The sequence below is a fragment of the Arthrobacter pascens genome (assembly GCF_030816475.1).
Lineage (GTDB): Bacteria > Actinomycetota > Actinomycetes > Actinomycetales > Micrococcaceae > Arthrobacter > Arthrobacter pascens_B.
Window position 1 is genome coordinate 1 of sequence record NZ_JAUSXF010000001.1, and the last position, 13,127, is coordinate 13,127.

Annotated in this window: 5 protein-coding genes, 3 rRNA genes and 1 pseudogene; 7 read left to right on the forward strand and 2 right to left on the reverse strand. The window is 60.7% G+C overall.

Annotation, left to right across the window (positions count from 1 at the left end):
* Positions 1-193, reverse strand: a 193-nt coding sequence (locus tag QFZ40_RS00005; RefSeq protein WP_306902109.1) for a hypothetical protein, incomplete at its 3' end; no start/stop codon positions are given.
* A gap of 64 nt (positions 194-257) precedes the next feature.
* Here QFZ40_RS00005 and QFZ40_RS00010 point away from each other — a divergent pair.
* The 7 genes and pseudogenes from QFZ40_RS00010 to QFZ40_RS00040 all read left to right on the forward strand — a co-directional run bounded on the left by QFZ40_RS00010 (position 258) and on the right by QFZ40_RS00040 (position 11,876).
* Positions 258-1,781, forward strand: a 16S ribosomal RNA gene (locus tag QFZ40_RS00010).
* A 564-nt stretch (positions 1,782-2,345) separates the two neighbouring features.
* Positions 2,346-5,483: ribosomal RNA gene (locus QFZ40_RS00015) — 23S ribosomal RNA — on the forward strand.
* A gap of 235 nt (positions 5,484-5,718) precedes the next feature.
* Positions 5,719-5,835 (forward strand): 5S ribosomal RNA (rrf, locus tag QFZ40_RS00020).
* Together the 16S, 23S and 5S rRNA genes form the textbook arrangement of a ribosomal RNA operon.
* A gap of 435 nt (positions 5,836-6,270) precedes the next feature.
* On the forward strand, positions 6,271-6,558 hold the full coding sequence (locus QFZ40_RS00025) for an HU family DNA-binding protein (protein ID WP_306902110.1): 288 nt from the start codon (positions 6,271-6,273) through the stop codon (positions 6,556-6,558).
* A 99-nt stretch (positions 6,559-6,657) separates the two neighbouring features.
* Positions 6,658-8,812, forward strand: a pseudogene (locus tag QFZ40_RS00030) (cytochrome c oxidase assembly protein).
* Positions 8,809-10,791, forward strand: a complete 1,983-nt coding sequence (locus tag QFZ40_RS00035; protein WP_306902111.1) for an NHL domain-containing thioredoxin family protein — start codon at positions 8,809-8,811, stop codon at positions 10,789-10,791. The pseudogene QFZ40_RS00030 and the gene QFZ40_RS00035 overlap by 4 nt, the downstream one beginning before the upstream one ends.
* 269 nt (positions 10,792-11,060) lie before the next feature.
* Entirely contained in the window at positions 11,061-11,876 is an 816-nt protein-coding gene (locus QFZ40_RS00040; RefSeq protein WP_306902112.1) for an endonuclease domain-containing protein, read from the forward strand.
* A 126-nt stretch (positions 11,877-12,002) separates the two neighbouring features.
* Here the strand turns inward: QFZ40_RS00040 and QFZ40_RS00045 are convergent, their stop codons facing one another.
* Entirely contained in the window at positions 12,003-12,995 is a 993-nt protein-coding gene (locus QFZ40_RS00045) for a hypothetical protein (protein ID WP_306902113.1), read from the reverse strand.
* Positions 12,996-13,127 lie beyond the last annotated feature (132 nt).

A 13,127-nucleotide genomic window follows, 5' to 3' on the forward strand; every position in this document is an offset into this window, starting at 1 on the left:
GAGATCGGGTAAGTTTGAAAAGTTGCTCCGGAGCGATCCATGGCTGGTTTTTGGTTGTGGTGGTGTCGGGTGTGTCTGTTGTTTGAGAACTCAATAGTGTGCCAAGTTTGTTGATACCAATTGTTTTTTGATTGGTTGTTTTGGCCGGGTCCGCCACCTCGTGGTTGGGTCTGGTTTTTACAGCTGGTTTCAAATTTTTGCAGTGTGGTTGCCGCGTTTTCCCGTGGTTTCCATGTTGTTTTCGTTTTTGTTTTACTTCAACGGAGAGTTTGATCCTGGCTCAGGATGAACGCTGGCGGCGTGCTTAACACATGCAAGTCGAACGATGAACCTCACTTGTGGGGGGATTAGTGGCGAACGGGTGAGTAACACGTGAGTAACCTGCCCTTAACTCTGGGATAAGCCTGGGAAACTGGGTCTAATACCGGATATGACTCCTCATCGCATGGTGGGGGGTGGAAAGCTTTTTGTGGTTTTGGATGGACTCGCGGCCTATCAGCTTGTTGGTGAGGTAATGGCTTACCAAGGCGACGACGGGTAGCCGGCCTGAGAGGGTGACCGGCCACACTGGGACTGAGACACGGCCCAGACTCCTACGGGAGGCAGCAGTGGGGAATATTGCACAATGGGCGCAAGCCTGATGCAGCGACGCCGCGTGAGGGATGACGGCCTTCGGGTTGTAAACCTCTTTCAGTAGGGAAGAAGCGAAAGTGACGGTACCTGCAGAAGAAGCGCCGGCTAACTACGTGCCAGCAGCCGCGGTAATACGTAGGGCGCAAGCGTTATCCGGAATTATTGGGCGTAAAGAGCTCGTAGGCGGTTTGTCGCGTCTGCCGTGAAAGTCCGGGGCTCAACTCCGGATCTGCGGTGGGTACGGGCAGACTAGAGTGATGTAGGGGAGACTGGAATTCCTGGTGTAGCGGTGAAATGCGCAGATATCAGGAGGAACACCGATGGCGAAGGCAGGTCTCTGGGCATTAACTGACGCTGAGGAGCGAAAGCATGGGGAGCGAACAGGATTAGATACCCTGGTAGTCCATGCCGTAAACGTTGGGCACTAGGTGTGGGGGACATTCCACGTTTTCCGCGCCGTAGCTAACGCATTAAGTGCCCCGCCTGGGGAGTACGGCCGCAAGGCTAAAACTCAAAGGAATTGACGGGGGCCCGCACAAGCGGCGGAGCATGCGGATTAATTCGATGCAACGCGAAGAACCTTACCAAGGCTTGACATGGACCAGACCGCTGCAGAGATGTGGTTTCCCCTTTGGGGCTGGTTCACAGGTGGTGCATGGTTGTCGTCAGCTCGTGTCGTGAGATGTTGGGTTAAGTCCCGCAACGAGCGCAACCCTCGTTCTATGTTGCCAGCGCGTTATGGCGGGGACTCATAGGAGACTGCCGGGGTCAACTCGGAGGAAGGTGGGGACGACGTCAAATCATCATGCCCCTTATGTCTTGGGCTTCACGCATGCTACAATGGCCGGTACAAAGGGTTGCGATACTGTGAGGTGGAGCTAATCCCAAAAAGCCGGTCTCAGTTCGGATTGGGGTCTGCAACTCGACCCCATGAAGTCGGAGTCGCTAGTAATCGCAGATCAGCAACGCTGCGGTGAATACGTTCCCGGGCCTTGTACACACCGCCCGTCAAGTCACGAAAGTTGGTAACACCCGAAGCCGGTGGCCTAACCCCTTGTGGGAGGGAGCTGTCGAAGGTGGGACTGGCGATTGGGACTAAGTCGTAACAAGGTAGCCGTACCGGAAGGTGCGGCTGGATCACCTCCTTTCTAAGGAGCACCTACGGATTGTTCATGCCATGTATGTGGTGTGGGGGTTTGTCAGGAGTATATGCCCGTTGCGCAGACGCAAGTTCTGCGGCGGGTGCTCAAGGGTGGAATATCAACGAATAGCGGCTGCCTGGTTTATGCCTTGTCTAGTACGGATGTTTTGTTCTTCCTTTGGGGAGTGCGGGTGTCCTGGAACGTCGGGGTGTGGTTTGGGTGGTTTAGTGTTTGGCACACTGTTGGGTCCTGAGGCAACAGGGCCGGTGGGATGCGTCATGGCTTACGGGTTGTGGTGTGTTTTTCCGGGTTTGTTTGTTTCTGGTTTCCTGGCTGCACTGATCGCACGGTTTGCTTGTCCTTTGGGGCGGGTGGTGTGTGGGGTGTGTGGTTTGGGGTTGTTGTTTGAGAACTACATAGTGGACGCGAGCATCTTTTATAAGAAGCAATTTCCAAGAATATGAACCTGGATCTGTCCGGGGTGCTGTTGCTGTGGCTCTTTTGGGTTGTGGTGGTGGTTCCCGGGTGGTTTTCGTGGTTCTCTCGTGAATTAGTTTTTTGATCTTTTGTGGTCAAGTTTTTAAGAGCACACGGTGGATGCCTTGGCATTAGGAGCCGAAGAAGGACGTAGGAATCTGCGATAAGCCTGGGGGAGTCGATAACCGGACTGTGATCCCAGGGTGTCCGAATGGGGAAACCCCGCCAGACGCGCGAGTGATCTGGTGACCCGCATCTGAACACATAGGGTGCGTGGAGGGAACGCGGGGAAGTGAAACATCTCAGTACCCGCAGGAAGAGAAAACAATAGTGATTCCGTTAGTAGTGGCGAGCGAACGCGGATCAGGCTAAACCGTTCCATGTGTGATAGCCGGCGGGCGTTGCATGGTCGGGGTTGTGGGACTTTCCATACTGGTTCTGCCGGACCGGTGGGGTGTGATGTGCAGGCATAGGTGAACGGTCTTGAAAGGCCGGCCAGAGAGGGTGTGAGCCCCGTAACCGAAATGTTGTGTACCGCCTGTGAGAGTATCCCAAGTAGCACGGGGCCCGAGAAATCCCGTGTGAATCTGTCAGGACCACCTGATAAGCCTAAATACTCCCTAATGACCGATAGCGGACCAGTACCGTGAGGGAAAGGTGAAAAGTACCCCGGGAGGGGAGTGAAACAGTACCTGAAACCGTGTGCTTACAATCCGTCGGAGCAGCCGTGAGTAATCACAAGTAGCTGTGACGGCGTGCCTTTTGAAGAATGAGCCTGCGAGTTAGTGTTACGTCGCGAGGTTAACCCGTGTGGGGAAGCCGTAGCGAAAGCGAGTCTGAATAGGGCGTTGCAGTGGCGTGATCTAGACCCGAAGCGAAGTGATCTACCCATGGCCAGGTTGAAGCGACGGTAAGACGTCGTGGAGGACCGAACCCACTTCAGTTGAAAATGGAGGGGATGAGCTGTGGGTAGGGGTGAAAGGCCAATCAAACTTCGTGATAGCTGGTTCTCCCCGAAATGCATTTAGGTGCAGCGTTGCGTGTTTCTTACCGGAGGTAGAGCTACTGGATGGCTAATGGGCCCTACAAGGTTACTGACGTCAGCCAAACTCCGAATGCCGGTAAGTGAGAGCGCAGCAGTGAGACTGTGGGGGATAAGCTTCATAGTCGAGAGGGAAACAGCCCAGACCACCAACTAAGGCCCCTAAGCGTGTGCTAAGTGGGAAAGGATGTGGAGTTGCGAAGACAACCAGGAGGTTGGCTTAGAAGCAGCCATCCTTAAAAGAGTGCGTAATAGCTCACTGGTCAAGTGATTCCGCGCCGACAATGTAGCGGGGCTCAAGTACACCGCCGAAGTTGTGGCATTCAGATTTTTGCTAAGCCCTTGTGGTTCAGGCGTCTGGATGGGTAGGGGAGCGTCGTGTGGGCGGTGAAGTCGCGGTGTAAACCAGCGGTGGAGCCTACACGAGTGAGAATGCAGGCATGAGTAGCGAAAGACGGGTGAGAAACCCGTCCGCCGAATGATCAAGGGTTCCAGGGTCAAGCTAATCTGCCCTGGGTAAGTCGGGACCTAAGGCGAGGCCGACAGGCGTAGTCGATGGACAACGGGTTGATATTCCCGTACCGGCGAAAAACCGTCCATGCTGAACAGGGGATACTAACTGCCCGAGACCTGCCCGATCACCCTTGTGGTGTGAGGGTTTTGGTGGAGCGCGGGACCTGATCCTGGGAGGTAAGCGTATTAACAGGTGTGACGCAGGAAGGTAGCCAAGCCGGGCGATGGTTGTCCCGGTCTAAGGATGTAGGGCGAACGGTAGGCAAATCCGCTGTTCATGATGCCTGAGATCTGATGGGACCCCCTCACGGGGGGATTTGGTGATCCTATGCTGCCGAGAAAAGCATCGACGCGAGGTTTTAGCCGCCCGTACCCCAAACCGACACAGGTGATCAGGTAGAGAATACTAAGGCGATCGAGAGAATTATGGTTAAGGAACTCGGCAAAATGCCCCCGTAACTTCGGGAGAAGGGGGGCCCCAACCTTGATGGACACACGCTGTCCGGAGGGGATCGGGGCCGCAGAGACCAGGGGGAAGCGACTGTTTACTAAAAACACAGGTCCGTGCGAAGTCGCAAGACGATGTATACGGACTGACTCCTGCCCGGTGCTGGAAGGTTAAGAGGACCGGTTAGCCGCAAGGCGAAGCTGAGAATTTAAGCCCCAGTAAACGGCGGTGGTAACTATAACCATCCTAAGGTAGCGAAATTCCTTGTCGGGTAAGTTCCGACCTGCACGAATGGAGTAACGACTTCCCCGCTGTCTCAACCATAAACTCGGCGAAATTGCAGTACGAGTAAAGATGCTCGTTACGCGCAGCAGGACGGAAAGACCCCGAGACCTTTACTATAGTTTGGTATTGGTGTTCGGAGTGGCTTGTGTAGGATAGGTGGGAGACGTTGAAGCCCGGACGCCAGTTCGGGTGGAGTCATCGTTGAAATACCACTCTGGTCACTTTGGACATCTAACTTCGGCCCGTAATCCGGGTCAGGGACAGTGCCTGATGGGTAGTTTAACTGGGGCGGTTGCCTCCTAAAAAGTAACGGAGGCGCCCAAAGGTTCCCTCAGCCTGGTTGGCAATCAGGTGTCGAGTGTAAGTGCACAAGGGAGCTTGACTGTGAGAGAGACATCTCGAGCAGGGACGAAAGTCGGGACTAGTGATCCGGCGGTACATTGTGGAATGGCCGTCGCTCAACGGATAAAAGGTACCTCGGGGATAACAGGCTGATCTTGCCCAAGAGTCCATATCGACGGCATGGTTTGGCACCTCGATGTCGGCTCGTCGCATCCTGGGGCTGGAGTAGGTCCCAAGGGTTGGGCTGTTCGCCCATTAAAGCGGTACGCGAGCTGGGTTTAGAACGTCGTGAGACAGTTCGGTCCCTATCCGCTGCGCGCGCAGGAAATTTGAGAAGGGCTGTCCTTAGTACGAGAGGACCGGGACGGACGAACCTCTGGTGTGTCAGTTGTACTGCCAAGTGCACCGCTGATTAGCTACGTTCGGATGGGATAACCGCTGAAAGCATCTAAGCGGGAAGCTCGCTTCAAGATGAGATTTCCATACACCTCGTGTGTGAGAGGCCCCCAGCCAGACCACTGGGTTGATAGGCCGGATGTGGAAGCGAGGACTAACGACTCGTGAAGCTGACCGGTACTAATAGGCCGATAACTTACACCACACACCACCCCGCAAACGAACTTCAAAAGCGTTTGCACCACGGGGCTGGTAAAAAGAAACAAGACTGCTTGCGTCCACTATGTGGTTCCCAAACAACAAACCAAACCGGTTAGTTGCAGGGAACAAAACCACAACTACATAACAACACCACAACTGCCCCTTAACACGGGCACGAATGTTGTAACCACAAGATTTCCCCACCCCGCGGCACAGCCAACGGGTCCGGGTACAAGGGTTACGGCGGTCATAGCGTGGGGGAAACGCCCGGTCCCATTCCGAACCCGGAAGCTAAGACCCACAGCGCCGATGGTACTGCACCCGGGAGGGTGTGGGAGAGTAGGTCACCGCCGGACAACCATTAGGTCGAGAGCCCCCCAACACACACGTGTTGGGGGGCTCTCCCACATTAACCACCACACACAACCCCCTCCCACCACCCGCAGCCCTTTTGCGCGACCCTCACTCATTACCTGCAGAAACCCGCGACCCCGGCACCCCGCCCAGGCACCGCCGTCGAACCCTACCAGCACAAACTGAGAGAGCACCCCCCCGGATTCCTGCAAGATGTGAGGAAGCGTCGCACCAAAGGCTGCGAGAGGTGAGGAAGCGTACGCTGTGGGCGCAATTCTCCGTAAAATCTCTGGAAAACGGGTGATTTAAGTCAAAAAAACGCGGAAACACGCGGAATTTGCGGACCTCAAGAGCCCAAGCTGGTAAGTTTTCGAACAGTGGCTTGTACGCATGCCGCGTTCAGGCTCCAACAATCATGACCGTCCAGGAGGACATAAATGGCTAAGAACCGTAGTGAACTTGTTTCAGAGGTAGCGGGCAAGGCTGGCACCAGCCAGGCAGCCGTCAACTCCGTCCTTGATGCGCTGTTCGAAGTTTTCGAAACGTCCGTCGCCTCGGGCGAGAAGATCACCATCCCGGGCTGGCTCGCCGTCGAGCGCACTGACCGTGCAGCACGCACCGGCCGCAACCCGCAGACCGGCGAGACCATCCAGATCGCGGCAGGCCACAGCGTCAAGCTGACCGCCGGCTCCAAGCTGAAGGCCGCTGTCGCCAACAAGAAGTAATCTTCTTCAACAGCATGAGTGGAGCGGCAACCTGACGGTTGCCGCTCCACTGCTTTAAGCCGATTCGCCGCCCGGCCGCAGGTAGCGGACAATGGATAGGTGCCTTCCGCAGCAAAATCCCGTCCCACAGCACCCCAGCCGGCCCCCGAACAGGGAGCGTCTGGCCGGGCAGCCGGCGTTCTGGGGATTTCACGACCGTGGCAGATTGCCGGGGCCGCGGCCCTGTTCGTGGGGCTCGCGGCGGCCCTGCTGTTTTCCGGGGCGGCCGCTGCCCATGAGGTCTCAGACCCGGGTGCGCTGGTCCGCTGGGGCCTCCCCATCAGCAAGGCCATCCATAACGTTTCCCTGGCGACGGTGATCGGCGGCCTGATCTTCGCCGTCGGCATCCTGCCCAGAACCGCAGGCCCGCGCTCCCGGGTCAACAACAGTGAGGCTCCCGAACACGCGGCCTTCTCCCGTGCACTTGCCGTTGCGGCGGCGGCCGGCGCAGCCTGGACCCTGTCCGCCATCGCAGTGCTGGTGTTCACTTATTCGAACGTCGCAGGCCAGGGCATATCCGGGGACGCCGAGTACACCCGGGCCCTGGTATACTTCATGACGGACATCGATGCCGGACGTGCCTGGCTCGCAGTAATCATCATCGCGGCTGTAGTCACCACCGCGCTCTTCGGCGTGAGGTCACTGGGCGGCCTTGCGCTCACGCTGGTCCTGGCACTCGTGGGGCTTGTGCCCACCGCGCTGATCGGCCATTCGTCCAGTTCCTCGGACCACGAAGGTGCCATCAACTCCCTAGGCTTGCATTTGTTGGGCGTCAGCGCCTGGGTGGGCGGAATCATCCTGCTGGCCCTGTTGTCCAATATTCTGACCGGCCCCAAACCCGGGGGCGGAGCGGACATCACCGAACCCACGCTGCGGCGCTTTTCCTCCCTCGCCGGCTTCGCCTTTGTCCTGGTCTTTGCGTCAGGCGTCATCAACGCGAGCATCCGCGTCACCAGCTGGAGCGACCTCTTCGGCTCCGCCTACGGCCAGCTGATCCTGGCCAAATCCGCGGCTGCCCTGGTACTAGGCGGGATCGGACTGATGCACCGGCAGTGGGTCATCCCGCAGCTGGGCGCAAAGGGGTCCGCGCTGTCGTCACGGCGTGTCCTCTGGCAGCTGGTCCTGGTTGAACTCCTGGTCATGGGGGCTACCTCCGGCATTGCGGTCGCGCTGAGCCAGTCGGCACCGCCGCAGCCCACATCTTTCGCGCCGGACGCATCTCCGGCCTTCATCCTTTCCGGCTACGAACTGCCGCCGGAGCTGACGCCCGTACGCTGGCTCACCGAATGGCGGCTCGACTGGCTCTGGATCGCCGTGGCGCTCTTCGGGCTGGTCTCCTACTTCCTGGGCGTCGCAAAGGTGCTGCGCCGGGGCGACAAATGGCAGTGGTTCCGGTCCGTTAACTGGGTCATTGGCCTGCTGGTGCTGACCTACATTACGTCGGGGCCGCCGTCGGTGTATGGCAGGGTTCTGTTCTCCGCGCACATGGTGGACCATATGGCGCTGACCATGGTGGCCCCGATTTTCCTGGTACTCGGCGCTCCCGTGACGCTTGCCCTGCGGGCATTGCCGGCACGCGGCGACGGCTCGCGGGGGGTGCGTGAATGGATACTCGTCTTGGTGCACAGCAAGTTTTCTCAGCTGGTCACCCACCCTATTTTCGCGGCCGGTAACTTCGCCGGCTCAATCGTGCTGTTCTACTACTCGGACGCGTTCAGTTACGCCATGCGAGACCATGTAGGCCACGAACTGATGAACCTGCATTTCGCCCTGACCGGCTACATCTTTGTGCTGAGCATGATTGGCACGGATCCGTTGCCCCGCCGGGCCCCGTACCCCATGCGCCTCCTCCTCCTCCTGGCCACCATGGGTTTCCACGCGTTCTTCGGTGTGTCCATCATGGCGCGGCACCGGGCTCTTGGCTGCGGACTACTTTGGAAACCTCGGACGGGCCTGGGGGCCGTCTGCCCTGCTGGACCAGCAGACCGGCGGCGCGGTGGCCTGGGGCATCGGTGAGGTTCCCACCCTGCTGGTGGCCATCGGCGTCGCGGTCATGTGGTCCAGGTCCGATGAACGGGAGACCCGGCGCACGGACCGCGCCGCGGACAGGAATAACGACGCCGATCTGACTGCTTACAACGATATGTTTGCCAAATTGGCTGAACGCGACGCCAAGCTGGCCGACCGCAAATCAAAGCTGGAAGGACGCTCATGAGCGAAACCGTACGCACCCACCTCCGGGTCCGCGCTTCCGAACTGGTGGGCCGCAACTGGCTGAACACCGGCGGCAAGGCGCTGGACCTGGAAGCCCTGCGCGGCAAGATCGTGCTGCTGGACTTCTGGACCTTCTGCTGCATCAACTGCCTGCATGTCCTTGATGAGCTGCGGCCGCTGGAGGAGCAGTATTCCGACGTCCTGGTAACGGTGGGTGTGCACTCGCCCAAGTTCGAGCATGAAGCTGACCCGGTGGCGCTGGCCGCTGCCGTGGAACGCTACGAGATCCACCATCCGGTCCTGGACGACCCCGAGCTGGATACCTGGAAGGCCTACACCGCCCGTGCCTGGCCAACCCTGGTGGTCATCGACCCCGAGGGCTACATCGTGGCGCATCTCTCGGGTGAGGGGCACGCAGACGGCCTGGCTGTACTCATTCCGGAACTGGTCGCCGAGCACGAGGCCAAAGGGACCCTGCACAGGGGTTCCGGCCCGTACGTTGCGCCGGAAGCCACGTCGGGAACGCTGCGGTTCCCCGGCAAGGCGCTGTACCTTCCGGACGGGCGCGGTTCGGCCGGCGCCGCCGATGCGGGCCGCCACGGCTCGTGGCTGGTGACTGACACAGGCCATCACCGCCTGGTGGAGCTGGCCACGGACTTCCGGACCGTACTGGCGACCTACGGGTCCGGCACAAAGGGATACGCGGACGGCCCCGCCGCCGGTGATGCGGCTACCGCCCGGTTCAACGAACCGCAAGGCCTGGTCCTCCTGCCGCAGGATGTGGCAGAAAGGGCGGGTTACGACGTCGTGATTGCAGACTCGGTCAACCACCGCCTCCGCGGACTGTCACTGGCCGACGGGTCGGCCACGACAGTGGCCGGCAACGGTGTCCAGCGGCTGCTGGAAACCGGGCCCGCCCGGGTGGATGAGGACGCCGCCGGCTTCACCGGCCGCCTCAGTGAGCATCCGCTTGAGGTGTCCCTCAGTTCGCCGTGGGACGTTGTCTGGTCGACCAAGCTCAACGCCGTCGTGATCGCGATGGCCGGCGTGCACCAGATCTTCAGCTTCGACCCCCTGACCGGCGCCGTGGCCATCGCGGCCGGCAACGGCCTGGAAGGCCTGCTGGACGGTCCGGCCCACGAAGCCTGGTTCGCCCAGCCGTCGGGTGTGGCCGAGGACGCCGACGGGAACATCTGGGTGGCAGACTCGGAAACGTCCGCGCTCCGCAAACTGGTGATCGATGACGACGGTGCTGTCACCGTGGAATCCGCGGTGGGCAAGGGCCTGTTCGATTTCGGCTTCCGCGACGGCGAGGGCTCCGAGGCCCGGCTTCAGCACCCGCTGGGCGTTACGGTCCTGCCCGACGGCTCAGTGGCGATCGCGGACACCTATAACGGTGCAGTGCGGCGCTACGACCCGGCTGCAGGAACAGTCTCCACGCTGGCCAGGGGCCTGTCCGAACCATCGGACGTGATTGTGGACCACACTGAGGCGGCCGGTTCGGAACCGCTGCTGGTGGTGGTCGAGGCGAACCAGCACCAGCTGGTGTACGTACCCATCCCCAAGGAAGCGCAGCAGGTGGACGAAGGCGCAGTCCAGACGCACCGGCCCAAGAGCCCCGTTGCCCCCGGGCTGCTGGAACTGGCTGTTCGCTTCACCGCGCCCACGGGGCAGAAGCTGGACGACCGATGGGGCGACCCCACGCAGCTGAAGATCTCCTCCACACCGCCCGAGCTGCTGGTGGCTGGCGGCGGGACGTCGGTGGGGCTGCTCCGGACGGTGGAACTGGCCTCTGACATCCCTGAAGGCATCCTCCACATCGCGGCCCGCGCCGCTGCCTGCGACGGGCCGGACACCGAGGACGGCGAGATTCCTGACCACGCCGCCTGCCACCTTTATCAGCAGGACTGGGGCATCCCGGTCCTCCTGACGCACGACGGCGACACAGAACTGGTCCTGGACCTGCGCGGAATGGACTGACCGCCGCAGACCTGGGTCCCTTCTTCGGGATGGCTCGCTGACCCTGGCTGGATTACTGACCCAGTGTCACGGGAGGCAGCCTTTTCCGGTCCCGAACCGGCGGGTCCCGCGGATTTCCGCGGTTGTTGGCCCGGGTTGCCGGCAAAAGACGGCTGTGCGTGACGCGATGGGGCCCCGGCCGCCCCAGATGCGGAGCCGGAGCCCTGGCTTGTCCACATACGCTGGCCGAAGGGTGACGGCGCATCCAGCTGTGGCGGCACGATGGCGACATGGATGTGTTGAGGGCGCTGGAGCTGTGTGGCGGGGCAGCGCGCCGTCCCGCCCTGGCGCGGCTTGGAATCGACGACGCTGCCCTCCGCCGGGCGGTGCGCGGCGGGATGCTGCAGCCGGCCCGTGGCCTCTATGCGCTTCCGACGGCGTCTGCCGGCCTCATAGGGCTGCTACTGAACCGCCAACTGCTGACCTGCGCCAGCGCCGCTCCCCATTACGGGCTTTGGTCGCTGAAGTCCCCCGACCTGCCGCATGTGTATCACCGCCGTGAGGAGGCAGTCCGGGACGCCGTCCATCACGCCGGCTTACTCCTTCCGCCGCATCACAACCGGCCTGTTGCCGCCCTGGTTGACGTACTCATTCACGCCCTGCGTTGCCTGCCGTTTGCGGAATCCCTGGTGATGGTGGAATGTGCCGTTTCCCGAGGGGAGATGACCCTGGATTTCCTCCGGGCGCGGCTGCCGGGCAGCCGGAACGGCAAAGCCCGCGAAGTGTTGCGCTGGGTGGACCGGGGGGCCGAATCGCTGCTTGAAACGCTGGCACGGACATACTTTCGGCAGGCAGGAATCAAGGTGGAAACCCAGGCGTATCTGGACCGCGTGGGCTACGTCGACCTACTCCTCGAGGGCTGGCTGGTGGTGGAGCTGGACGGCCGGCACCATGCAGACTGGACGCAGGTCAGGAAGGACCACCGGCGGAACAACGAATCCGCTGTCCAGGGGTATACGGCGCTCCGCTATTACTACCAGGACGTAGTGTACAACCCGGCGGACATGGTGGCGCAGGTCCTGGCGGTCCTGGCCCGGCCGCGGTAGCTGCAACCTGTCACCTAGAGCACGCTTTTGGGCATAATGCCGGAGCCAACCCCTGCAAACTCAGGGATGGCACGTCTACTGGAGTCAAGACCATGCCAGGCGTGACGCGGGCTGGACGCTGAAAGCCTAATAGGTCAGGAGCGGGGTGACCTTGATCGTGTCCCCGGCCACGTCCAGGCGTGTGGTGAAGCTGAATTCCACCTCTGCGTTCAGCGGAAACCAGGCGCCTGTGAAGGAGTCCTGCTGGAGCGCCTCCACCTTAGCCTTGCCGTCCAGTGGCGAGACCGCCCAGCGGCCGTCGAACGGTTCGATGGAAACCTGGGGGTACGCCGTGACGGTCCACTTGATGGTTCCGTCCTTCACCGCATTGTTGCTGGCGAAGTAGAACGGGCAGTCCGGCTGGAGCTTCTGCTGCTTCACCGCTTCGGCCGCGCAGCCGTCCAGGAAGTCCTTGACCTTCGCAGCGACGTCATCCTTCAGGTCCTGCGTTGCCTGCGTCAGCAGGTTCAGCGGAGCCACCGGGGCGTCGCGGGACGTAATGGTGGCACGGGTAGCGGGGGCCGCAAAATACTGGCCGTTAAGCGACGCTTCATACTCGCCCGGATAAAACACTGAAAAGGAGTTCCGGCCGTTGGGCATGTTCACGGCTGCCCCGTTGACAGTGGCCTCGCTGGAGTTCACCACAGTGATGTCCAGCGTGGGCAGCCGCGACGGGACGAAGGCCCAAGTGTTGAAGAAGAGCCACTCCGTGCCGGTCTTTTCCAGCAGGAACTCGGTCCGCAGCCTGCTGCCGTCAATGGTGTATTCCATCGGCACCATTACCTGGTTGCCAGAGCGCTCCTCGGCGTCACCGAGCTTCACATTCGCAATGCGCGAAGCCGCCGTTTTCAGTGCCGTACCGTCGAGCATGGCGGCATTTCCGGGCGGAACCGCGGCCCGCAGGATGCCCAGTGCCTTGCCCCCGTCGCCTTCGTGGAGCGCGTCCAGGTATTCGCGGATCGGCTGCTGAGGACTGGCGACTGTGTTGTTCACCAGGTTCACCGCGACGATGGCTGCAGCCACTGCGAGCATGAGGCCCAGCAGCCATCCGGCCGCAATCCTCACCAACGCTTGACTCATCTGCACGTCCCTTACGTTACCTGCAAGGGCACCGAATACTGATTTTACGGCCGGTGACCGGACCACCAGCAGGCGGATTTGGGAAGCCCCGACGCCGGCAGGTCAGGTTTCGCCGGGTGGCTGGTTTTGCCT